The sequence below is a fragment of the Sphingomonas gei genome, assembly GCF_004792685.1.
Classification (GTDB): domain Bacteria; phylum Pseudomonadota; class Alphaproteobacteria; order Sphingomonadales; family Sphingomonadaceae; genus Sphingomonas; species Sphingomonas gei.
On the sequence record NZ_SRXT01000006.1, the window covers coordinates 369,222 to 390,605 of the forward strand.

23 protein-coding genes are annotated in these 21,384 nt (G+C 64.7%); 15 read left to right on the forward strand and 8 right to left on the reverse strand.

The genetic code is table 11. From position 1 onward, the window contains the following. Positions 1 to 194 precede the first annotated feature (194 nt). The 5 genes from E5A73_RS16790 to mtnA are packed head-to-tail and all read left to right on the forward strand — an operon-like array spanning position 195 to position 3,832. A complete protein-coding gene (locus E5A73_RS16790) occupies positions 195 to 950 on the forward strand; it encodes a L,D-transpeptidase family protein (RefSeq protein ID WP_240700231.1) in 756 nt (251 codons plus the stop codon). A 47-nt stretch (positions 951 to 997) separates the two neighbouring features. Beyond that, positions 998 to 1,627, forward strand: coding sequence for a methylthioribulose 1-phosphate dehydratase (mtnB, locus tag E5A73_RS16795; RefSeq protein ID WP_135964986.1), 630 nt, complete (start codon positions 998 to 1,000; stop codon positions 1,625 to 1,627). Next, complete coding sequence (locus tag E5A73_RS16800; RefSeq protein WP_135964987.1) at positions 1,624 to 2,163, forward strand: 1,2-dihydroxy-3-keto-5-methylthiopentene dioxygenase; 540 nt, start codon at positions 1,624 to 1,626, stop codon at positions 2,161 to 2,163. The genes mtnB and E5A73_RS16800 overlap by 4 nt, the downstream gene beginning before the upstream one ends. Next, entirely contained in the window at positions 2,160 to 2,789 is a 630-nt protein-coding gene (gene mtnC / locus E5A73_RS16805) for an acireductone synthase (protein WP_135964988.1), read from the forward strand. The genes E5A73_RS16800 and mtnC overlap by 4 nt, the downstream gene beginning before the upstream one ends. After that, on the forward strand, positions 2,786 to 3,832 hold the full coding sequence (mtnA, locus tag E5A73_RS16810; RefSeq protein WP_135964989.1) for an S-methyl-5-thioribose-1-phosphate isomerase: 1,047 nt from the start codon (positions 2,786 to 2,788) through the stop codon (positions 3,830 to 3,832). Before mtnC ends, mtnA begins: the two co-directional genes overlap by 4 nt. A 6-nt stretch (positions 3,833 to 3,838) precedes the next feature. Here mtnA and E5A73_RS16815 read toward each other — a convergent pair whose 3' ends face one another. Beyond that, the gene (locus tag E5A73_RS16815; protein ID WP_135964990.1) at positions 3,839 to 4,993 is read right to left on the reverse strand and encodes an aminotransferase; all 1,155 of its coding nucleotides are present in this window, start codon (positions 4,991 to 4,993) and stop codon (positions 3,839 to 3,841) included. An 84-nt stretch (positions 4,994 to 5,077) separates the two neighbouring features. On the opposite strand from E5A73_RS16815, the gene E5A73_RS16820 reads away from it, so the two are divergent. Together E5A73_RS16820 and E5A73_RS16825 are read left to right on the forward strand one after the other, a co-directional pair. Next, on the forward strand, positions 5,078 to 5,323 hold the full coding sequence (locus tag E5A73_RS16820) for a hypothetical protein (protein WP_135964991.1): 246 nt from the start codon (positions 5,078 to 5,080) through the stop codon (positions 5,321 to 5,323). Between the two features lie 256 nt (positions 5,324 to 5,579). After that, positions 5,580 to 6,608 carry an aspartate-semialdehyde dehydrogenase gene (locus E5A73_RS16825; RefSeq protein ID WP_135964992.1) on the forward strand — a complete coding sequence of 343 codons (1,029 nt, stop codon included), beginning with the start codon at positions 5,580 to 5,582 and terminating at the stop codon, positions 6,606 to 6,608. 613 nt (positions 6,609 to 7,221) lie between these two features. Here E5A73_RS16825 and E5A73_RS16830 read toward each other — a convergent pair. The 3 genes from E5A73_RS16830 to E5A73_RS16840 all read right to left on the reverse strand — a co-directional run bounded on the left by E5A73_RS16830 (position 7,222) and on the right by E5A73_RS16840 (position 10,437). Further along, positions 7,222 to 8,784, reverse strand: a complete 1,563-nt coding sequence (locus E5A73_RS16830) for a DHA2 family efflux MFS transporter permease subunit (protein WP_135964993.1) — start codon at positions 8,782 to 8,784, stop codon at positions 7,222 to 7,224. Between the two features lie 104 nt (positions 8,785 to 8,888). After that, positions 8,889 to 9,998: an HlyD family secretion protein gene (locus E5A73_RS16835; protein WP_135964994.1), complete on the reverse strand. Its 1,110-nt coding sequence runs from the start codon at positions 9,996 to 9,998 to the stop codon at positions 8,889 to 8,891. Next, positions 9,991 to 10,437: a MarR family winged helix-turn-helix transcriptional regulator gene (locus tag E5A73_RS16840; RefSeq protein WP_135964995.1), complete on the reverse strand. Its 447-nt coding sequence runs from the start codon at positions 10,435 to 10,437 to the stop codon at positions 9,991 to 9,993. Before E5A73_RS16840 ends, E5A73_RS16835 begins: the two co-directional genes overlap by 8 nt. 85 nt (positions 10,438 to 10,522) lie before the next feature. Between E5A73_RS16840 and E5A73_RS16845 the strand changes: the two genes are divergently transcribed. The 4 genes from E5A73_RS16845 to E5A73_RS16860 all read left to right on the forward strand — a co-directional run bounded on the left by E5A73_RS16845 (position 10,523) and on the right by E5A73_RS16860 (position 14,449). Further along, on the forward strand, positions 10,523 to 10,966 hold the full coding sequence (locus E5A73_RS16845; RefSeq protein WP_135964996.1) for a GFA family protein: 444 nt from the start codon (positions 10,523 to 10,525) through the stop codon (positions 10,964 to 10,966). Then, a complete protein-coding gene (locus E5A73_RS16850) occupies positions 10,947 to 11,714 on the forward strand; it encodes an alpha/beta fold hydrolase (RefSeq protein WP_135964997.1) in 768 nt (255 codons plus the stop codon). The genes E5A73_RS16845 and E5A73_RS16850 overlap by 20 nt, the downstream gene beginning before the upstream one ends. Positions 11,715 to 11,772: 58 nt before the next feature. Then, a complete protein-coding gene (locus tag E5A73_RS16855) occupies positions 11,773 to 13,602 on the forward strand; it encodes a M2 family metallopeptidase (protein ID WP_135964998.1) in 1,830 nt (609 codons plus the stop codon). Positions 13,603 to 13,708: 106 nt separating this feature from the next. After that, a complete protein-coding gene (locus E5A73_RS16860) occupies positions 13,709 to 14,449 on the forward strand; it encodes an SIMPL domain-containing protein (RefSeq protein WP_135964999.1) in 741 nt (246 codons plus the stop codon). A 3-nt stretch (positions 14,450 to 14,452) separates the two neighbouring features. Here the strand turns inward: E5A73_RS16860 and E5A73_RS21925 are convergent, their stop codons facing one another. The 4 genes from E5A73_RS21925 to E5A73_RS16875 all read right to left on the reverse strand — a co-directional run bounded on the left by E5A73_RS21925 (position 14,453) and on the right by E5A73_RS16875 (position 16,971). After that, the gene (locus E5A73_RS21925) at positions 14,453 to 14,584 is read right to left on the reverse strand and encodes a hypothetical protein (protein ID WP_276605816.1); all 132 of its coding nucleotides are present in this window, start codon (positions 14,582 to 14,584) and stop codon (positions 14,453 to 14,455) included. Positions 14,585 to 14,628: 44 nt separating this feature from the next. Beyond that, the gene (locus E5A73_RS16865) at positions 14,629 to 16,065 is read right to left on the reverse strand and encodes an AMP nucleosidase (protein WP_135965000.1); all 1,437 of its coding nucleotides are present in this window, start codon (positions 16,063 to 16,065) and stop codon (positions 14,629 to 14,631) included. Positions 16,066 to 16,138: 73 nt separating this feature from the next. Beyond that, positions 16,139 to 16,414: a hypothetical protein gene (locus E5A73_RS16870; protein WP_135965001.1), complete on the reverse strand. Its 276-nt coding sequence runs from the start codon at positions 16,412 to 16,414 to the stop codon at positions 16,139 to 16,141. Positions 16,415 to 16,488: 74 nt separating this feature from the next. Continuing rightward, positions 16,489 to 16,971 (reverse strand): peroxiredoxin, encoded by a 483-nt coding sequence (locus E5A73_RS16875; RefSeq protein WP_135965002.1) that lies wholly within the window; start codon positions 16,969 to 16,971, stop codon positions 16,489 to 16,491. A gap of 165 nt (positions 16,972 to 17,136) precedes the next feature. On the opposite strand from E5A73_RS16875, the gene E5A73_RS16880 reads away from it, so the two are divergent. The 4 genes from E5A73_RS16880 to E5A73_RS16890 form a co-directional block, all read left to right on the forward strand. Beyond that, entirely contained in the window at positions 17,137 to 17,697 is a 561-nt protein-coding gene (locus E5A73_RS16880; protein ID WP_135965003.1) for a YqgE/AlgH family protein, read from the forward strand. Positions 17,698 to 18,068: 371 nt separating this feature from the next. Continuing rightward, a complete protein-coding gene (locus tag E5A73_RS21965; protein WP_338112874.1) occupies positions 18,069 to 18,746 on the forward strand; it encodes a TonB-dependent receptor plug domain-containing protein in 678 nt (225 codons plus the stop codon). Between the two features lie 102 nt (positions 18,747 to 18,848). After that, positions 18,849 to 20,495, forward strand: a complete 1,647-nt coding sequence (locus tag E5A73_RS16885) for a TonB-dependent receptor domain-containing protein (RefSeq protein WP_338112875.1) — start codon at positions 18,849 to 18,851, stop codon at positions 20,493 to 20,495. 126 nt (positions 20,496 to 20,621) lie between these two features. Next, positions 20,622 to 21,384 (forward strand): adenosylhomocysteinase (locus tag E5A73_RS16890; protein WP_420822583.1); only part of this gene is annotated, 763 nt, incomplete at its 3' end.

Consider the following 21,384-nt stretch of genomic DNA (forward strand, 5'->3'; position numbering starts at 1 on the left):
ATATGGGGTGAAGACCGGGCCTTTGCCGGGCAACTCACCGCAATCGCTACCCATTTCACCGAGTTCCGCAGCAGTTCTGGAACAAAACCTTAGCGCGGCCAGCATGCGGGACGCGTGATTCGCCGTTGGCACCGAAATGGGTTAACAATGTTTAAGAAGGATGCGGGCGCCTCCCGCGGCTTGAGGAAACGACGATGATGCAATCCGCGCGTGCGCTGTTCGTAGTGGCGGTACTGGCGCTCGTGCCTGTCGCAACGGCCAGTGCTGGTACGCTCGCGGCGGATCAGCCCGCAATTCCACAACTCGGGCCCGGCCAGTCGATCTGGTTCGAAGCACCCGAAATGGTGAAGGCCAGTAGCGGCGCCAGCGCCCCGATCCGGGTCGTCGTTGCGATCCGGCAACAGCAGGCCCTGGTATATCGGGGCAACCGGCTCGCCGGGGTTACCACGGTTTCGACCGGGTCCCCGGGCTATGAGACGCCGCTGGGGGAGTTCACCATTCTCGAAAAGAAGGTGTTCCACCGCTCCAACCTCTACAGCAACGCGCCGATGCCCTATATGCAGCGGCTCACCTGGGGCGGCGTCGCGCTCCACGCCGGCATATTGCCGGGCTATCCCGCCTCGCATGGCTGCATCCGGCTCCCCAAGGCATTTGCGCGCCAATTGTTCGAGCTGACCGCGATGGGCGGGACCGTCCTGGTGGTCGACGATATCACCGATGCGCCGCTCTACCTTCCGTTGGAGCCCGTGCTCATGGCGGACATCGGGAGCCTGCGCACCTCGGTGACCAGTTACACGCCGCCCGCGCCGCGGCTCGCCGCGGAGACGCGCGATCTGGTCGGCGGCCCCTATGAGGTCCTGACGATGGGCGGCGATCCACCTGCCGGCCAGCGGCCGGCTTCATGGGTTGCCGGGCCCGGTGAAGCGTTAGTCACCCGCGGCTCGCGCTAAAGCAAATCCTTCTGCAATCCGTCACAGTCGTACGCTAGAGAGGCGGCATGAGCGGAATCCCCCTTGCCGAGGCCGTGCCGGCGCTGATCGAACTGGGCCGAAGGTTCGACACACGCGGCTGGGCGCCGGCGACATCGGGCAACTATTCGGCACGGCTCGACGATGGCAGTTTCGCCATCACCGTGTCGGGCACCCACAAGGGGCGCTTGAAACCCAACGGCATCATGCGAGTCGATGCGGCGGGGCAGGGGCTGACGCCCGGCAGGCCTTCGGCCGAGACCGCGCTGCACCTTGCGATCTATCGGCTTTTTCCCGACGCCGGGGCGGTTCTCCACGGCCATTCGCCACAGGCCGTCGGCCTCAGCCGCGCGGCGAGCGCGGGCGAATGGGTGTTTCGCGGGCACGAGATGCTCAAGGCGTTTCCCGGGGTGGCATCGCACGAAGGCGAGATGCGATTGCCGATCGTCGAAAACAGCCAGGACATGGCGGCGATCGAGGCGGCGGTGCATCCGGCGCTCACGGAGCCGGGCACGGCTCCGGCCTATCTCATCCGGAGCCATGGGCTATATGCCTGGGGCAAGGACATCGACGAAGCCGAGCGCGTGCTCGAAGCGACCGAATGGTTGATCGCCGCGGAGCTCGCCGAACAGAATTTTAGAGGGGCCTTGGCGCGATGACCCGGCTGACCACTTACACGTCCGATGGCCAACCTCTGCTGGAGACCGAGGATCCGGCGCAGATTGCCCAAGCGCTTGGCGCCATCGGGGTGCGCTTCGAGCAATGGCCGGCGCGGTCGCTGCCGGCCGAAGCCGATCAACCGACGGTGCTGGCCGCATTTGCGCCCGAAGTTGAACGACTCAAGGCGGAGAACGGCTATCGCACGGTCGATGTGATCCGGATGACGCCAGACCATCCTGAGCGCGCGGCGCTGCGCACCAAGTTCCTTTCCGAGCATCGCCATTCGGAGGACGAAGTGCGCTTCTTCGTCGAAGGGGAAGGGCTGTTCACCCTGCGCGACGAGGACCAGGTCTATGCGGTGCTGTGCCGGGAAGGCGACCTGATCTCGGTGCCCGCAGGGATGCGGCACTGGTTCGACATGGGCCCGAGCCCGCGCTTCACTGCGATCCGGCTGTTCATCGATCCAGCGGGTTGGGTGGCGGACTTTACCGGCGATGCAATCGCCGATCGCTTTCCGCGGCACCAGCCGGCGTGAACGTACCGCAGGCGATTCTCCTCGATATCGAGGGGACGACGAGCAGCATCGCTTTCGTCGCAGAGGTGCTGTTTCCGTATGCGCGGACACATCTGCGAGATTTCGTCGCGGCGCATCCGGACGCCGTGGCCCCGATTCTCGCCGAAGTCCCCGGCGATGATCCCCTGGCGACGCTGCTCCAGTGGATCGACGAGGATCGTAAGGCCACTCCGCTCAAGACGCTGCAGGGGATGATCTGGGCGCAGGGCTATGCCGATGGAACGCTCAAGGGCCATGTCTATCCCGACACGCCCGAGGCGTTGCGACGCTGGCGGGGGGCGGGGATCCCGGTGCACCTCTATTCTTCGGGCTCGATCGCCGCGCAGAAGCTGCTGTTCCGCAATTCGGAGGCGGGGGATCTGACGCCGTTGCTGTCGGGCTATTTCGACACGACCAGCGGGCCCAAGCGCGAGGTTGAATCCTATGCGACGATCGCCGCGACTTTGGGGCTGCCCCCCGCCGTGATGCTGTTCGTCTCGGACATCCGGGCGGAAACAGACGCCGCACGCACCTCAGGGATGGATGCGCTGCTGATCGCCCGCGACGGGGGCGGCGACGTCAGCAGCCTTGCGGAGGTGCTGCCATGATCCTCGAAGGCGCGCACCACCGCTCGATCACGCGCACCGCGGACGGAGAGGGCGTGTGCATCCTCGATCAGCGCTTACTGCCGTGGGAAGTCCGCTGGGTCGAGCTCAGAAGCGCGGAAGCGGCGGCGACGGCGATCCGCGAGATGTGGACGCGCGGCGCGCCGATGATCGGGGCGACCGCGGCCTATGGACTGGCAATGGCGCTGGCGGTCGATCCAGACGATGCGAGCCTTTCGCGCGCCTATCAAGCATTGCTCGCGACGCGGCCCACCGCAGTCAATCTGCGCTGGGCGCTCGACCAAGTTCGTACTGCCGTCGCCACGCTACCGGAACTGCAACGTGCCGACGCCGCCTTCGCGCGCGCTGACGCGATCTGCGACGAAGACGCGTCGCTGTGCCGCGCAATCGGCGAGCATGGGCTTGCACTGCTCCGCAGCCTGCACGCGGCCAATCCGGATCGCCCGCTCAACATCCTCACGCATTGCAACGCCGGCTGGCTGGCGACGGTGGACTATGGCACCGCGACCGCGCCGATCTATCTCGCGCACGATGCCGGCATTCCGGTCCATGTCTGGGTCGACGAGACGCGGCCGCGCAACCAGGGCGCGCTGCTCACGGCGTTCGAGCTTGCCAATCACGGCGTGCCGCACACCGTGATCGCCGACAATGCCGGCGGGCTGCTGATGATGCAGGGAAAGGTCGACGCGGTGATCGTCGGAACCGACCGAGTCACCGCCAATGGCGACGTTTGCAACAAGATCGGGACCTATCTCAAGGCGCTCGCGGCTGCGGACAACAATGTGCCCTTCTATGTCGCGCTGCCTTACACGACTTTCGATCCGGCGACCCCGACTGGCGCCGACGTGCCGATCGAGGAACGTTCGCCAGAAGAACTGACGCGGCTGACGGGGCCATCGGCGGACGGGATCGTGACGATCAAGGTCACCGATTCACCAGCGTCCAACCCGGCCTTCGACGTCACCCCGGCGCGGCTGGTGACCGGGTACATCACCGAGCGCGGCGTGCTGGCCAGCGTCGGCTAGGGCGGCCTATCGGTCGAATGTGTCGCGGGCTGCGGCGATGCGCGCGATCGCTGCGTCGAGCGTCGCGTCTTCCTTGACGAAGCAGAAGCGGACGACGTGATTCACCGGCGCCTCGGCATAAAAGGCCGAGACGGGGATCGCGACTACGCCGGCATCGATCAGCCGATCGCAGAAGCCCAAATCATCGAGTGCGATTCCCGAGGCGGCGAGATCCACCGACAGGAAATAAGTCGCGGTGCTCGGCAGCACGGCGAGCCCCGCCGCGGACAGGCCGGCAGAAAGCCGGTCGCGGCCGGCCTGGAAGCGGTGGCGTGCGTCCTGCACCCAGGCGTCCTGCGTGGTGAGCCCCTCGACCACCGCCCATTGCAGGTTGGGCGGGGTGGTGAAGGTGAGGAACTGGTGCGCGCGGGAGAGGACGCGGGCGAGCGGCGGCGCGGCGCACATCCAGCCGACCTTGAACCCGGTCAGCGCGAAGATCTTGCCGGCGCTGCCGATCTTGACGGTGCGCTCGCGCATGCCGGGAAAGCCGATCAGCGGCAAATGGCGCGCACCGTCGAAAGTGACGTGCTCCCAGACCTCGTCGCATATCGCGACCAGATCGTGCGCGACGCAGAAGTCCGCGAGCATCGCCAGATCTTCCGCACTGGCCATCGTCGCCGCTGGGTTCAGTGGGTTGTTGAGCAGCAGCAGCCGCGTGCGCGGGGTGACCGCTGCTTCCAGCGCCGCAGCGTCGATCCGCCAGTGCGGCGGCTCGAGCCGGATGAAGCGCGGGACTCCGCCGGCCTGGCGGACCAGCGGTACATAGGCATCGTAAAGCGGCTGAAAGAGCAGCACCTCGTCCCCGGGCTCGATCAGTGCGAACAATGCGGCGGCGAGCGCCTCGGTCGCGCCCGAAGTGACGATCACTTCCTCAGGCGTTAGATCGAGCCCCTGATGGCGGACATAGTGGTCGGCGACCGCGTGGCGCAGCTCGGGCAGCCCGGCCATCGGCGGATATTGATTGGATTTCTCGAGCACCGCGTGCGCCGCGGCTTGGAGAACCGCTTCGGGGCCGCGACCGTCGGCAAAGCCCTGGCCGAGATTGATCGCGCCGGTCTCGCGGGCCCGCGCTGACATCGCCTCGAAGATCGTCGTGCCCATTTGCGCGTATAGCGGATTCATGCCCGGCTTGTGACGGCTTGCAACCAACCACGCAACCGCCGCATTAGCGGCTCGTTGATGCGTGGCGCATCAGTAAGGAAGATCATGAGCAAGAAGCCGCCTGTACCCGCCCAGAACCAGTCTCCCTATCCGATCGAGGAGCCGCCGCACGATCACGCTCCGGACAATGAAACCGTGGCGATCGTGCGCGAAATGGCTGCAGCGAAGCAGCGCCGCGCCGCAGGCCCCAATGCGCGCCAGCTGGGAATCGGTGCCGCTGTTGGTGTCGGCTCCGCCGCGATCGTCGCGGGGCTGCTATACTGGCGGGGCAACCGCAAGGACGGAAAGTAAAGGCCGGGCGAGGGACACCCTCGCCCGACATATTTTATCCCAAATCGCGCTCGCCACGCAGCTTTCGTTCTGTTACGGGCGCCCCATGCTTCGAAAACCGCGAACTACCACGCGAATTAGCAAACGCGCCTGAGCGTCGGGCGCGCGAAGCAGCGCTTTGCTTCGAAGCAATGGGAATGCACTGGCATTCCGCACCATTCACCACCAATGAACCGTTCGTCGCCCCAAATGCGACGATCCTGATGGAAGGACGAAAATGGGCTACCGTGTCGTGGTCGCAGGCGCCACCGGCAATGTCGGACGCGAAATGCTGAACATCCTCGCCGAGCGCGAATTTCCGATCGATGAACTTGCCGTACTCGCCTCCGGGCGCAGCCAAGGCGACATGGTCGATTTCGGCGAGACCGGAAAGCAGTACAAGGTCCAGAACATCGAGCATTTCGATCCCACGGGCTGGGACATGGCCTTGTTCGCGATCGGTTCTGAAGGCTCGAAGCTGCACGCCCCGCGCTTTGCCGCAGCGGGCTGCACGGTGATCGACAATGCGTCGCTCTACCGGATGGACCCGGACGTGCCGCTGATCGTCCCCGAAGTGAACCCCGAGGCGATCGACGGCTATACCCGGCGCAACATCATCGCGAACCCCAATTGCTCGACCGCGCAGATGGTGGTGGCGCTCAAGCCGCTGCACGACGTGGCGCGGATCAAGCGCGTCGTCGTCGCGACCTATCAGTCGGTCTCGGGCGCGGGCAAAGCGGGGATGGACGAATTGTTCGAGCAGAGCCGCAACATCTTCGTCGGCGATCCGGCGACTCCGAGCAAGTTCACCAAGCAGATCGCCTTCAACGTGATTCCACATATCGACAGCTTCCTCGACGACGGCTCGACCAAGGAAGAGTGGAAGATGGTGGTCGAGACCAAGAAGATCCTCGATCCCAGGATCAAGGTGACGGCGACGTGCGTGCGGGTGCCGGTGTTCGTCGGCCATTCCGAAGCGATCAACATCGAGTTCGAGAACGAGATTTCCGCCGCGCAGGCGAAGACCATCCTGCGTGAGGCGCCCGGCGTGATGCTGATCGACAAGCATGAGGACGGCGGCTACATCACGCCGATCGAATGCGTCGGCGAATATGCCACCTTCATCAGCCGCGTGCGCGAGGATTCGACCGTCGAGAACGGCCTTTCCCTGTGGTGCGTGAGCGACAACCTCCGCAAGGGCGCGGCGCTCAACGCCGTGCAGATCGCCGAGCTGCTCGGCCGGCGGCATTTGAAGAAGGCGGCCTAGGAGTGGGGGCGGGCGGTGCCGTTGCGGTGCCGTCCGCTACACGCTCACGGTAGAGGCGATGCCGGGAACCTGTGCGTGCACCGCACGATCTGCCAGCGCTCGACCGGCGCTTCCTTCGCGCACCAGATGCCGGTGCGCGAGGATGCGCTGGCGGTGACCGGTGGACCCTGGGGAGGAATTCCAACGACTGCTTGCTCGAGGCGTCGGGGCGGGCGCTTGACTCGCTGGCGGTTTTTGCGAGCCGACGGATTCGGTAACAATCTAGTTTGTAACGATAAATTGCGAGGCGCGGTTGACTCGGCGGGCAGCTTCGCGCCCGTAACGCGGCACCTACGCGGCACCTACGCGGCACCTACGCGGCACCTACGCGGCACCTACGCGGCACCTACGCGGCACCTACGCGGCACCTACGCGGCACCTACGCGGCACCTACGCGGCACCTACGCGCCATGTGCGTTGACTCGGGTCTTGCAGGGGGATCGATCGAACGATGTCAAAGAGCGGGTCGGCAATGCCGACCGCTCGAGGCAAGCAGACGAAATCCTACATTGCAAGGGCGGATGTCCCGACCTCCAGCGGCGAAACTCCCCTCCTTTGCAGGGAGGGGGATCTCCTAGTGACCCGCCGCCGAGGCATCGGGCTTCTCGATCGGGCCCTTGGCCCGGCGCAGGAACACCACCAAAGGTATCGACAATGCCGTGACGATCGCCATGCCCCAGAAATCGTTGAGATAGCCGATCATCATCGCCTGGCGGTTGATCTCGGCATTGGCCATTGCATAGGCGGTCTCGCCGATTCCGCCGAGCGCCTGGAGCATGATTGGGTCGATCCCGTCGAGCGTCTGTGCCGAGATGTGCGGAGCCAGCGCGGCATGGCTGGTCTGGATGCTGCGCGATAGCATTGTCGTCACCAGCGAGATACCCACCGAAGCACCGATGTTGCGCGTCAGGTTCATCAGGCTTGAGCCCTCGGTGCGATACTTCGGCGGGAGCGTGGCGAAGGCCATGCCCTGCAGCGGCATGAAGATCAGCCCCATACCGAGCCCTTGGACGAAGCCCGAAACCACCACCGGCGTCGAATCCATCTCGAGCGACCATGCGGTCATCTGCCACAGCGAATAGGCAGCGATCACGAAGCCCACGCCGACCAGCCAGCGCGGATCGAGCCCGCGCTGGATCAACTGCGCGGACAATGCCATCGTCAAGACCACGCCGAGCCCGCGCGGCATCAGCAGCAGCCCGGTGTCGAACACCGAATGGCCGTAGAGCGTCTGGAGCATCGGCGGGAGCAGCGCCATCGTCGCCATCATCACCACGCCGATCACCAGCATGAACAGCACCGCGGTAACGAGGTTGCGGTTCTTCCACAGATCGCGTTCGAACATCGGGTTCTTCGCCGTGAACATGTGCACCGTGAACATCCAGAATGCGATGACGCAAACCAGCATCTCGATCCACACTTCGTTCGACTGGAACCAGTCCTCGGTCTGACCGCGGTCGAGCATCAGCTGAAGCCCGGCGATGCCGAGCGAGAGCATCGAGAAGCCGAAGATGTCGAATTGTCGTTTTCGCACCGGCCGCGAAGGCAGTAGCCACCACAGGATCGCGATGCAGATCACGCCGAGCGGAAGGTTGACGTAGAATACCCATCGCCAATTGAAATTGTCGGTCAGCCAGCCGCCGATCACCGGGCCCATGATCGGCCCGACCATGATCCCCATGCCCCAGATCGACATCGCCTTGGCCTGGCGCTCGGGCGGGTTGATGTCGAGCATCACCGTTTGGCTGAGCGGGTTCATGAATGCCGCCGAGACGCCCTGGAGCAGGCGGAACAGCACCATCTGCTCGAGATTCTGCGCCAGGCCGCACAGCGCCGAGGCGATGATGAAGCCGATGGTGGAGATCAGGAAGAGATTGCGGGATCCGATCCGGTCCGACAGCCAGCCGGTGATCGGAATCGCGATCGCCGACGCGACGATATAGCTGGTCAGCACCCAGGTGACGGTGTCCGCGGTCGCTCCGAGCGACGTCTGCATGTGCGGCAGCGCGACATTGGCGATCGTGGTGTCGAGAATCTGCATGATCGTCGCCAGCATCACCCCGAAGGTGAGCAGCCCGCGATTGGTGACGGGTAGCGCGGCGACGCCGGGCGTCGGCATTGGCTGGGCGGTGGCCATTCGATCACTCTTCACTGGTTTGAGTGGGTGCCGCGCCGATACGCTACGGGACTCGGCACCCACCCGCATTCCCCTTCCCGCAGGCGGGAAGGAGGATGTTCAATTCACTTGCACTGGTTTTGCAGATCGACCTCGACATCGGACGACAGGCCGGCGATCAGCGCGCGCGGGCTCTTCTCGTCGATGAGGATCCGCACCGGTACGCGCTGGGTGACCTTGACCCAATTGCCGTTGGCGTTCTGCGCCGGCAGCACCGAGAATTCGGAGCCCGTGCCGGCGCCGATCGAGCCGACATGGCCCTTGAGCCTGAGCCCGGGATAGGCATCGAAGCTCACCTCGGCGCACTGCCCGACTCGCATCTTGTTGAGATCGGTTTCCTTGAAATTCGCCTCGACCCACGAAAGATCGCTGGTGACGATCGTGACGGCGGGAAGCCCGGTCATCATCTGCTGGCCGACCTGCAGGCGATCGGCCTGGCTGACCACGCCGTCTGCGGGCGCATAGACCCTGGTGCGGCTGAGGTTGAGCAACGCCTGCTCGCGCTGGACGCGCGCCGCGGCGATCTGCGGGTTCTCGCCCGGAACCGCGCCGCCGGTGGCGAGCTTCGAACGCGCCTCGGCAGCATCGGCCTCGGCGCTCTGGAGCGCAGCGCGGGCCTGCTGGACCGAATGCTCGGCGGCCTGGAAATTGACTCGCGTGGTGAAGCCGCGCTTCATCAGCGCCGCCTGCCGCGCATAGTCCTCCTGCGCCTGCGCGATGCGGTCGCGCGCGGCGCCGATATCGGCGCCGGTGCCGGCATAGGAGGTGCGCAGCGTCTGGAGCTCGACCTGGGCGTTGGCGATCGCGGCATCGGCCTGGGCCACGGCGATGCGATAGGGCGCCGAGTCGATCTCGAAGAGCAAGTCGCCCTTCTTGACGCGCTGGTTCTCGCGGACCGCGACCTTGACGATGCGGCCGGCAACCTCGGCGGAGACCGAAACCTTGTCCTGCTGGACATAGGCATTGTCGGTCGACGCGAAGCGGCCCGAGGTGAGCCAGAAAAACCCGACCACGCCGAGGATGAGGAGCGGTACGCCGAACAGCATCAGCGGCCGCAGCCAGTTTCGCTTCGCCTTGGGCTCGACAATATCCTGCACGGGTGTCCCGTGCGCGGTGGAGTCGATGGTAATCGCCTCCGCGGGCGCCTTTTCGATCTTCGGATCAGCGTCAGCCATTTGCGGCCTCTTTGGTCTCGTGGGAGAGAGTCATGTTGGATCGAACGACATTGAGCGACGCGATCAGTGCGTCGCGCTGCTGCGCGTCCAACCCGTGAAGTGCGGCTTCGAGCATCGCGCCGGCGATGTCATGAAGCTCGGCGAGCATCGGGCGCGCTTTGTCAGTGAGATAGATACGCCAAGCGCGGCGATCGGCAGGGTCGCGGCGACGCTCGACCAGCCCGGCCTCCTCGAGCCGATCGATCATGCGGCAGCAGGTGATGGGCTCGACTTCGAGCAACTCGGCGATCTGCCCCTGGTTCAGGCCTTCATGCCGTTCGAGGATCTTGAGCGTCCGCCATTGCGGGCCCGTCGCACCACTTTTACGCGCGCGCTCGTCGAACCGGCGGCGCATAAGGCGCGAGACATCACTCATCAGGAAGCCGAAGATTTCGGTCATAGCACACTTATAGTAAGCAGGCTCATAGATTGCAATCCAAGACCGGGTTGCGTTGTGCGGTGCAGCAATTGCAGGAAGGACAATCGTGGCTGAGGAAATGACCGGTGGGTGCCAGTGCGGGCGGATTCGCTACCGCGCCACAGTGGATGATGACGAGGCCTATCTCTGCCATTGCCGGATGTGCCAGCGTGCCACCGGCGGCGTTTCAATCGCATTCAAAAGTATCGCGAAGACCAGGGTGGCGTGGGAGCGCGAGCCGGATCTCTATCGCTCCTCGCCGATTGCCGAACGCGGTTTTTGTTCTACCTGCGGAACGCCGCTGACCTTCTGGTTCCCCGATGCCCCGCACATGGACCTGACGGTGGGGAGCTTCGACGATCCCTGGCGGTTCAAGCCGACCTCGCATTCGGGATCCGAAAGCTGGCATCGCGACTGGCTTGACACCAGTCCCTTGCCCGCGTCACGGACCGACGAGAACCCGAACGTCGTTCGCCGCTGGATGGATAAAGTTGGCAAGCTTCCCGATTGAGACGCATCGCTTCAAGAGCTTCGACGGCGTAGAGCTTGCGTGGCACGAAACCGGCCCGACGGATGGACCGCCGGTGGTGCTGATCCACGGCTATTTCTCGACCGCGGAAGTCAACTGGATCAAATACGGCCACGCCGGAAAGCTCGCCGCGCGCGGCTTCCGGGTAATCATGCCCGATCTGCGCGGGCATGGGCAGAGCGCCCGGCCGCACGATCCCGCAGCCTATCCTCCCGACGTGCTGATGCGCGATGGTTTCGCGCTGATCGAGCAGCTCGGGCTGACCGATTACGACCTTGGCGGCTATTCGCTCGGCGGGCGGACGGCGCTGCGGATGCTCGTCAACGGCGCGCGACCGCGGCGGGCATTATTATGCGGCATGGGGCTGGCCGGGCTCACCGATACCCATGGGCGCGGCACCTATTTCAGGCGCGTGCTGACCAACCTCGGCAGCTTCGAGCGCGGCAGCTCGGAGTGGATGACCGAGGCCTTTCTCAAGACCACCAAGGGGGACCCGGAGGCACTGCTGCTGATCCTGCAGACCTTCGTCGACACTCCGGAAGAAGAAATCGCGGGCATCGACGTGCCGACGCTGGTGGTTACCGGCGCCGAGGACTTCGACAATGGCTCGGCGCAGGAAGTGGCAGAGCTGTTGCCGCAAGGTCGTTTCGTCGAAATTCCCGGCAATCACATGAGCGCGGTGAGCCGGCCCGAACTGGCGGATGCCATCGGCGATTTTCTGGCCGCTTGACGCCCGGGGGGCGGCGCGCGAGTGTCGCGCCATCCAAGAATCTGAGGGGTTCCTCCACATGATCCGTACCGGCATTTCGATGCTCGCGCTTGCCGCGTTGCTCGCCACACCCGCCGTCGCGCAAACCGCGGCGCCCGCCGCGCAGGCCGCACCCACCGCCGCCGAGGCGCAGGCATTCATCGACCGCGTCCAGAAGGAATATACCGAGTTCAACCTGGTCGCGTCGCGCGTGGCCTGGATCAACGCGACGTACATCACCGACGATACCGACGCGCTCGCCTCCGATTATGGCGCGCGCGGCACCGAAATGGCGGTGCGCTATGCGCTCGAGGCGGCGAAGTACCAGAAGGCGCCCGGCCTGACCGCCGAGCAGCAGCGCCAGCTCACCATATTGCGCAGCGCGATCACGCTCCCGGCGCCGACCATGCCGGGCGCCGCGCAGCAGCTGGCCGATATCTCGACCAAGCTCGGCTCGATGTACGCGAAGGGCAAGGGCACGCTGAACGGCAAGCCGATCAGCGGCAGCGACATCGAGGCGGCGATGGGCGAGAGCCGCAACCCGCAAGAGCTCCAGGAGATGTGGACCAGCTGGAACGACAATGTCGGCGCGCCGATGCGCGGCGATTATGCCAAGATGACCGGCATCGCCAATGCAGGCGCCACTGGGCTCGGCTTCCCCGACACCGGCACGATGTGGCGCTCGGCCTATGACATGCCACCGGAAGAGTTTGCCAAGCTTACCGACAAGCTCTGGAACGACGTCAAGCCGCTCTACGTCGCGCTCCACACCTATGTCCGCGCCAAGCTCAACGAGAAATATGGCGATGCCGTCCAGTCGAAGACCGGCCCGATCCGCGCCGATCTGCTCGGCAACATGTGGGCGCAGGAATGGGGTAACATCTACGACGTCGTCGCCCCCACGGGCGCCGGCGATGTCGGCTACGATGTCGGCGAGCTGCTCAAGGCCAAGAGCTATGACTGGCGCAAGATGGTCCAGACCGGCGAGGGCTTCTACTCCTCGCTCGGCTTCGCGCCCTTGCCCGAGAGCTTCTGGCAGCGCTCGCTGTTCCTCAAGCCCGCCGACCGCGAAGTGCTGTGCCACGCTTCGGCCTGGGATGTGGACGAGAAGGACGATCTGCGCATCAAGATGTGCATCAAGGTGAATTCGGACGATTTCGTCACGATCCACCACGAGCTCGGCCACAATTATTATCAGCGCGCGTACAAGGATCTGCCGCAGCTCTATCGCAACGGGGCGAACGACGGGTTCCACGAGGCGATCGGCGATTTCGTCGCGCTTTCGATCACGCCCGAATATCTCGTCCAGATCGGGCTGCTCGACAAGAATGCGGTGCCGGGCGCCGACAAGGATACCGGGCTGTTGCTGCGCCAGGCGATGGACAAGGTGGCGTTCCTGCCGTTCGGCCTGCTCGTCGACAAATATCGCTGGCAGATCTTCTCGGGCGAGATCAAGCCCGACGGCTATCAGGCCGGGTGGGACAAGCTCCGCCTGCAATATCAGGGGTTGAAGCCACCCGTCGCGCGCGACGAGACGCGCTTCGATGCAGGCGGGAAATACCATGTCGCGGGCAGCGTGCCCTATACGCGCTACTTCCTCGCGCGGCTGCTCCAGTTCCAGTTCTTCAAGGCGGCATGCGATCAGGCCGGCTGGAAGGGCCCGCTCCACCGCTGCTCGTTCTACGGCAACAAGCAAGTCGGCGCGCGGCTCGCCAAGATGCTCGAAATGGGCGCGTCGAAGCCCTGGCCCGACGCGCTTCAGGCGTTCACCGGCACCCGCGAAATCTCGGGCAAGCCGATGATGGAATATTTCGCACCGCTCAAGAAGTGGCTCGATCAGCAGAACAAGGGGCAGCCGGGCGGGTGGTAAAGCAACTGCTCGCGCTGGCGCTCGCCGAGCGGCGGGCGCTGCCGATGGCGGATTGCCCGGGTGTACGGATCAGCTTAGGCGAACAGCGAAACAGGGAGATTAGGACATGATGAAATATGCACTTGCGGCGGTGCTGCTCGGCGCCCCCCTCGCAGCCCAGGCACAGACCGCGACCGGGCCCGTTTCTGTCGAGATCGTCTCGAACGGCCAGGTCAGCGTGCCGGCGCAGCGCTTTCGCATGTCAGTGACGCTCACCACCAAGGGCAAGGACGAAGCCGCCGCCGGCGCGGCGCTGGCTGCCAACAAGGCCAAGCTGACGCGGGCGCTCGCGGCGCTCAATATCGGCGAAGCGAAGGGCGATATCGGCACGACCAACTCGCTGGTGGGCCTGATCTCGACCTTTGCCGGCACCAAGTCGAAGCCGAGCTTCAGCCTCGAGACGCTCGACGACGACAGCACGGAAACGCCGCAATCGACCGCTACCGAGACGCTGGGCTTCGACGCGCCGACTCGCGCTGCGATCGAAAGCGCCAAGGCGCCGATCGAGGCGAATGGCGGCAAGCTCGACGACGACGTGCTGCCGCTGCTCAACGACTATGTCGCGCCGACGCGGGCGGCGAAGGCGGCGGCGATCAAAAAGGCGCAGGGCGAGGCGGACGCCTATGCCACCGCGCTCGGCCTCAAGCGTAGCGCGATCGTCAAAGTCAGCGAGAAGCAGGATCCCACCGCCGGTGCGCTGGCGCTTATCGGCGAGCTGGTGACGATCGTCGCGCCCAAGAAGGAGGGCAGCGTCGACCAGGTCACCGTCAACGCCAGCCTGGTCGTGGAATTCCAGCTCAGCCGCTGAGGCTCACTCGGGCATTTCGTCGGGGATCGTGTTTTCGTCCGCGATCCCCGCTTCGAATTCGGCAGAGGAATCGGTGCCGTCCGGCTGATGCGCGTGCGCGTCCTCGGTTTCGGGCTGGTTTTCGGGGTCGGTCATTGCGCTCTCCTTTGCGCGTACAACGCGTCACCCCGCCTCTGGTCTCAACGGAACGGCGGCTCGTTGAACGCGCGCAGCTTGCGGCTGTGGAGCTTGGCGCCTTCGCGGCGGAGTTCCTCGACGGTCTCGATGCCGATGCGGAGATGCTCGTTGATCGCGCGTTCGTAGAAGCGGTTGGCCTGGCCGGGCAGCTTGAGCTCGCCGTGGAGCGGCTTGTCCGAGACGCAGAGCAACGTGCCGTAGGGGACGCGGAAGCGATAGCCCTGCGCGGCGAGCGTCGCCGATTCCATGTCGACCGCCACCGCGCGGCTCAGCGAAAAGCGCAACGCCGTCGCCGAATAGCGCAGCTCCCAGTTGCGGTCGTCGGTGGTGACGATCGTGCCGGTGCGCAGCCGCTGCTTGAGCTCGTCGCCCGACTGGCCGGATACCGTCTCCGCGGCGCGGGCGAGCGCGACCTGGATCTCGGCGATCGCGGGGATCGGGATTTCGGGCGGCAGCACGTCGTCCATGATGTGATCGTCGCGCAGATAGGCGTGGGCGAGGACATAGTCGCCGATCCGCTGGCTCGGCCGCAGCCCGCCGCAATGGCCGATCATCAGCCACGCCTCGGGACGCAGCACTGCGAGGTGATCGGTGATCGTCTTGGCGTTGGACGGCCCCACCCCGATATTGACGAGAGTGATGCCGGTGCGGCCGGGGGCCATCAGGTGATAGGCCGGCATCTGGTGCCGGCGCCACGCGCTGTCCGAGATCAGCCGGTCCATGTCGTCGGCGCTCTCGACGACGATGCCGCCGGCGCCCGAGACCCCGGTATAGCGGCTTCCCTCGCCCAGCTGGCTGCACGCCCAGCGGACGAACTCGTCGACATAGCGGTGATAGTTGGTGAACAGGATATATTGCTGGACGTGCTCGATCGGCGTGCCGGTGTAATGGCGGAGGCGCGCGAGCGAGAAATCGGTGCGCAGCCCGTCGAACAGCGCCAGCGGGCGGGTGCCGTCCTGCGACACCCACAGGCCGTCGGCGATTTCGTCGCCGATATGCGCGAGCTCGGTCGCCGGGAAGTGGCGCGCAAGCTCGGTCGCCGACACCTCGTCGAGGCTGAGCGCGTGACCCGGATCGAGGACATAGGCGAACGGGATTTCCTGGCGGCTGGTGGCGGCGTCGACCTCGACGTCGAAATCCTCGATCAGGAAAGTCAGCTGCTCGATCAGATAATCCGAGAAGATCGCCGGCTTGGTGACGCTGATCCGATATTCGCCGGGATCGACCAGCCGGCCGAACGAACGCGGCGGGGCAGGGCGATCATTGCCGCCGCGGTACGTGAGGCGGATCTCGGGATAGGCGAACGATCCGTCGCTTCGGCTCGACGGCGCCGGCGGCGTGCCGTCGGTCAGATAGCGGTTGAGCGCGGTCTGCAGGCGGTCGACCGAGGCGCGATAGAGGCGGTCCAGCTCGGCGACGATGTCGGATGCTTGAGTCATCTTGGATCGCTAATGCGCGAAGATGACTCTGGCAAGACTTCGGCTCCCCTCCGCCGGAGGGGAGCCTGACGCCTTATTTCTTGGTCGACGGCGACTTGGCAGCGGGCGACGCCTTTTCTGCGCCGCCCAGCTGGGTAGCGGCATAGACTGCCCCGCCGACCGCGGCTGCGGCGCCGGCAGCTACCGCTGCCGCGGCGACCGGATGCTCCTTCACTGCCTGCACTGTCGCATCGACGGCATCGCCGAGCACTTCCTGCGCAGTCGCGATGAACGACTTGTCGCTGCCCGAGCCCTGGCTCGCATTGTTGGTGGCGTTATCGTTGGTGCTGTTGTTGTTGGTATCGGCCATGATGCTTCCCTTCGCACAAAGTCATGTCGATCAACTCCCGCACCCGCGCCGCAGTTCCGTTACGCCTCCGGTCCTTACAGCCGACCGAGCAGATAATCCGCCGAGCTGACTTCGAATGCGCCGGGCGCCTCGACATTGAGCTGCTCGACCACGCCGTCGTTGATCACCATCGAATAGCGCTTGCCGCGCGCACCGAGCCCGAAGGCGCTGCCGTCCATCTCGAGGCCGACGGCCTTGGCGAAGGTGCCGTTGCCGTCGGCGAGCATCGTCACCTTGCCGTCGACGCCCGAAGCCTTGGCCCAGGCGCCCATCACGAAGGCGTCGTTGACGGCGGTGCAGGCGATCTCGTCCACGCCCGCGGCCTTCAATTCACCGGCCTTCTCGACAAAGCCGGGGAGGTGCTTGGCCGAGCAGGTCGGCGTGAACGCGCCCGGGACCGAGAAGAGCGCGACCTTGCGGCCGGCGAAAAATTCATCCGAACCGATCTGGTCGGGGCCTTCTTCGGTCACCTTGACGAGCTGGGTGGTGGGAATGCGGTCGCCAACCTGGATGGTCATTGTCTTCTCCTGATCCGTTCTGCCTGAGCTTGTCGAAGGCCCGTTCTGCATCCGCCCGCCGGTAGAAGAAGAACGCCCCTTCGACAAGCTCAGGGCGAGCAGCGGAAATGCCGCTCGATTTTCAAGCGTGACGGACCCGAAACCGACGCGATAAGTTGACCCGGCATGGATTCGACACCGTATCTCACTGGCCAGTTCCTCCTCGCGATGCCGGGGATCGGCGATCCGCGCTTCGAGCGCGCGGTGATCGCGGTGTGCGCGCATGATGACGAAGGTGCGCTGGGCATCGGCATCGGCGAGACGATCGAAGGGCTGGGCCTCCACGAGTTGCTCGACCAGTTCGAGATCGATCCCGGCGGGGTGCCCGATGCACCGGTGCACTTTGGCGGCCCGGTGGAACCGCGCCGCGGCTTCGTGCTGCATTCGACCGATTGGGGGGGGCAGGACACGATCGACGTCGGCGGACGCTGGGCGCTTTCGGGCACGATCGACGTGCTCAAGGCGATCGCCGAAGGCAAGGGCCCGAGCCGCTGGTTGGTCGCTCTCGGCTATGCCGGATGGGGCGAGGGCCAGCTCGACGAGGAAATGTGCCGGCACGGATGGTTCAGCACCAGCGGCGACACGAAACTGCTATACGATGTCGATGCGCCGCGGCGCTGGAGCCAGGGTTTCGAGATCGCCGGGATCGATCCGCGACTGCTGGCGAGCAGCACGGGCACCGCATGAGGGGCAGGCCAGTCGCCTGAAGGAACCTTAGGCCGCTGGCATTTGTCAGCTAACGGCTGGTGCGCTGGCACGCGGTCTCACACATATGTCTGCAAGTATCGCTGCAAGCACATGGTATAGTGACATTCAAGCCACATGGCTGGGCCAAGATAAAAGCAAAGTTTCGGCGGTGGACGGACAGCGTTGACAGCTTTACCGGGCAATCTGCTTGTCTTAAAATGTTACCGCAAAGCGATCGTGCCAATCAGACTAACCTATAAATCTAGAAAGACGAAGTCGTCCGACCAGGTTTGAGAGGTTTGATCGTGAAAATCCGTTGCCTTCTGCTTACCTTCACGTCGGTGATTATTGCCCAGCCGGCTTACGCGCAAGTGACCCGTGATCATGTCACTCCGGATGATGCCGCGGCCGAGGCCGATGTAACGCCGGCACGCAAACAGGTGGCGCAGGATGTCTTCTCGACCGGCGTCGCCAAGGGCCGCGACCGTCTCGACAGCGCGACCTCGACCAGCGCGCTCAAGGGCAGCGAGGCAGCGAAGCTCGGGCCCCGTCCGCTTGCCGATATCCTGCGTGCGATGCCCGGCCTGCGTGTCGAATCTGCGATCGGCGAAGGCAATGCCAACTACACCGTGCGCGGGCTTCCGCTGGCGGCCGGCGGTTCGAAATACATGCAGCTGCAGGAAGACGGGCTGCCCGTGCTCGAGTTCGGCGACATCTTCAACGTCGGCGCCGACGTGTTCCTGCGTGCCGATTTCAACACTGCGCAGATCGAATCGATCCGCGGCGGTTCGGGATCGACCTTCTCGTCCAACGCGCCCGGCGGGGTCGTCAACATCATCTCCAAGACCGGCGATGTCGAAGGCGGCGCGGTGCAGCTCACCACCGGGCTGGATTATGGCGAGAAGCGCATCGACATGGACTATGGCCGCAAGCTCAGCGACACGCTGCGCTTCCATGTCGGCGGCTATTACCGCTCGGGCGAAGGACCGCGCGACATCGGCTTCACCGGCTACAAAGGCGGGCAGATCAAGCTGAACGTCACTCGATAGTTCGACAACGGCTATGTCCGGATCCACGCCAAGTATCTCGACGATCGTTCGCCGACCTTTGCGCCTTATTACATCCGGATCACCGGCACGAACGACAAGCCGGTGTTCACCAACTTCGCCAATTTCGACATTCGCAGCGATTCGATCCTGTCGCCCAATGTCGGGCCGGTGACGACGCTGGACGGCGACAACAAGCTGCGTCGCTTTCGAACCGATCTGGGCCAGCACGCGACCTCCAAGATGATCGGGCTCGAGGCGCAGTTCGATTTCGGCGGCTGGACGGTCAGCGAGCGGGCGCGCTTCTCCGCCAATTCGGGCGAATTCCAGCGCGCCTTCCCCTCGGCGGTGAACACCGTGGCGGCGATCGCGGCGTCGCAAGCAGGTGCCGGCGCGACCGCAACTTATGCGAACGGCCCGAATGCCGGCCAGCTCGTCCCGGCGAATGCCAACGGCAACGGCCTGCTCTCGTTCAACTATATCTCGCATTCGCGGGCGCGCTCGCTCGACTATTTCACCAACGATTTGCGCGCCACGCGGGTGTGGAAAGCGGGCGGCGGCAATCTGACCGTCACCGGCGGCATCTACAAGGCGGTCCAGGACCTGAACGCAGAATGGCTGCACTCGGCGATCGACACCGATGTGGCGGGCAACGGCGAGACCGCGATGGTCAACGTCACCAGTGCCGCCGGCGTTGCTCAGACGCAGGACGGCTTTTACGCGTTCAGCCGCAACGGCAGCAAGTTCCGCCGCATCTTCGACGTCAAATACGACATCACAGCACCTTATGGTTCGCTCAACTATCATATCGGCAAGATCGCGATCGGCGGCAGCCTGCGCTATGATTTCGGCAAGGTACGCGGTTCGCTGACCGGCGCCGACCTGGGCGATGGCCGCGTCGGGCTGATCTCGTACGACGTCGATGGCAACGGCGTGATCTCTGCGCCCGAAACCCGCGTGGCCTTTCTGCCACTCGATCGGCCCGCGCCGGTCGACTATGATTACGGCTATCTCAGCTATTCGACCGGCATCAATTTTCGCGTAGCCGAGCCTTTCTCGATCTTCGGCCGGTACAGCCGCGGCGCGCGCGCCAATGCCGACAAGATCCTGTTCACGCCTGCGGTCAGCGCGGTCGACGGCAGCGTGCCAGATGCAAGCGACAAATATGACGAGGTCCGCCAGCTGGAGGGCGGGTTCAAGTTCCGCCAGGCCGGCGCGATGCTCAACGTCACCGCGTTCCTCGCCGATGCCGACGACCATAATGTGCTGAATGGCGCCGCCACCGCGACGATCCGCGCCTATCGCGCCAAGGGTGTCGAAATGGAAGGCAGCTTCCGCCGCGGCCCGTTCAGCATCATGGCCGGCGCGACGTACACCACGGCGAAGATAACCGAAGACAAGCTCGATGCGACGCTGACCGGCAAGGAACCACGGCACCAGCCGGCATGGACTTTCCAGGCCACGCCGCAGGTCGAGCTGCGCAACGCCACCTTGGGGGCCAACGTCGTCACGGTGACCAGCAGCTACGCGCAGGATAGTAACCTGCTCAAGATGCCCGGGTTCACCGTGGTGAATGCGTTTCTCCAGGTTCGCCCGATCGATCGCGTCCAGCTCAGTGTCAACGCCAACAACCTGTTCGATACGATCGGTTTTTTCGAAATCAACCAGAGCGAGGTGCCGGCCAACGGAATCGGTTGGGGACGCGCGATCAACGGTCGGACCGTCTCGGCTTCGGCGCGCTTCGAGTTCTGATCGTGTCGGGCTACATCATATAAAGATATCTTTATATCTGACTTGCGCATTCCCATCTGACGCGGTAGGGCGCGCCAATCGCGGTCGGCGAGTCCGGCGCGCGCGCACCCTTTATCACTGCTGGAGATGCAGCCCGTGGCTACCGTTCTCGACAAGACCGACTATGTCATCAAGGACATCGAACTCGCCGCTTTCGGCCGCAAGGAAATCGAAATCGCCGAGACCGAGATGCCTGGGCTGATGAGCCTGCGCGAGGAGTTCGGCGCGGCGCAGCCCTTGAAGGGCGCGCGGATCACCGGCTCGCTCCACATGACGATCCAGACCGCGGTGCTGATCGAGACGCTGACCGCGCTCGGCGCCGACGTGCGCTGGGCGACGTGCAACATCTTCTCGACCCAGGACCATGCCGCCGCCGCCATCGCCGCGACCGGCGTGCCGGTGTTCGCAGTCAAGGGCGAGAGCCTCGCTGATTATTGGGACTATGTCGGCGACATCTTCAACTGGGGCGCCGACACCGACGGCACCACCGCCAACATCATCCTCGACGATGGCGGCGACGCGACGATGTTCGCATTGTGGGGCGCCAAGCTCGAAGCCGGCGCGACGCTGGGCGAGCCGGAGAATGACGAGGAAGTCGAGTTCCAGCGTGCGCTCAAGGCGTTCATCGCCAAATATCCGGGTTATCTGACCGAGACCGTCAAGAATTTGAAGGGCGTTTCGGAAGAGACCACCACCGGCGTCCACCGCCTGTACGAGATCGCCAAGAAGGGCGAGCTGCCGTTCCCCGCGATCAACGTCAACGACAGCGTCACCAAGTCGAAGTTCGACAATCTCTATGGCTGCAAGGAATCTTTGGTCGACGCGATCCGCCGCGCCACCGACGTGATGC

What these genes read in the sequence shown, in the direction of transcription:
- E5A73_RS16875 (WP_135965002.1), bottom strand. Translation starts at nt 16,971, where the DNA reads ATGACCATCCAGGTTGGCGACCGCATTCCCACCACCCAGCTCGTCAAG.
- E5A73_RS16825 (WP_135964992.1), top strand. Translation starts at nt 5,580, where the DNA reads ATGGGCTACCGTGTCGTGGTCGCAGGCGCCACCGGCAATGTCGGACGC.
- E5A73_RS16870 (WP_135965001.1), bottom strand. Translation starts at nt 16,414, where the DNA reads ATGGCCGATACCAACAACAACAGCACCAACGATAACGCCACCAACAAT.
- E5A73_RS16830 (WP_135964993.1), bottom strand. Translation starts at nt 8,784, where the DNA reads ATGGCCACCGCCCAGCCAATGCCGACGCCCGGCGTCGCCGCGCTACCC.
- E5A73_RS16865 (WP_135965000.1), bottom strand. Translation starts at nt 16,065, where the DNA reads ATGACTCAAGCATCCGACATCGTCGCCGAGCTGGACCGCCTCTATCGC.
- E5A73_RS16880 (WP_135965003.1), top strand. Translation starts at nt 17,137, where the DNA reads ATGGATTCGACACCGTATCTCACTGGCCAGTTCCTCCTCGCGATGCCG.
- mtnB (WP_135964986.1), top strand. Translation starts at nt 998, where the DNA reads ATGAGCGGAATCCCCCTTGCCGAGGCCGTGCCGGCGCTGATCGAACTG.
- E5A73_RS21925 (WP_276605816.1), bottom strand. Translation starts at nt 14,584, where the DNA reads ATGACCGACCCCGAAAACCAGCCCGAAACCGAGGACGCGCACGCGCAT.
- E5A73_RS16800 (WP_135964987.1), top strand. Translation starts at nt 1,624, where the DNA reads ATGACCCGGCTGACCACTTACACGTCCGATGGCCAACCTCTGCTGGAG.
- E5A73_RS16835 (WP_135964994.1), bottom strand. Translation starts at nt 9,998, where the DNA reads ATGGCTGACGCTGATCCGAAGATCGAAAAGGCGCCCGCGGAGGCGATT.
- E5A73_RS16860 (WP_135964999.1), top strand. Translation starts at nt 13,709, where the DNA reads ATGATGAAATATGCACTTGCGGCGGTGCTGCTCGGCGCCCCCCTCGCA.
- E5A73_RS16790 (WP_240700231.1), top strand. Translation starts at nt 195, where the DNA reads ATGATGCAATCCGCGCGTGCGCTGTTCGTAGTGGCGGTACTGGCGCTC.
- E5A73_RS16855 (WP_135964998.1), top strand. Translation starts at nt 11,773, where the DNA reads ATGATCCGTACCGGCATTTCGATGCTCGCGCTTGCCGCGTTGCTCGCC.
- mtnA (WP_135964989.1), top strand. Translation starts at nt 2,786, where the DNA reads ATGATCCTCGAAGGCGCGCACCACCGCTCGATCACGCGCACCGCGGAC.
- E5A73_RS16840 (WP_135964995.1), bottom strand. Translation starts at nt 10,437, where the DNA reads ATGACCGAAATCTTCGGCTTCCTGATGAGTGATGTCTCGCGCCTTATG.
- E5A73_RS16820 (WP_135964991.1), top strand. Translation starts at nt 5,078, where the DNA reads ATGAGCAAGAAGCCGCCTGTACCCGCCCAGAACCAGTCTCCCTATCCG.
- E5A73_RS16815 (WP_135964990.1), bottom strand. Translation starts at nt 4,993, where the DNA reads ATGAATCCGCTATACGCGCAAATGGGCACGACGATCTTCGAGGCGATG.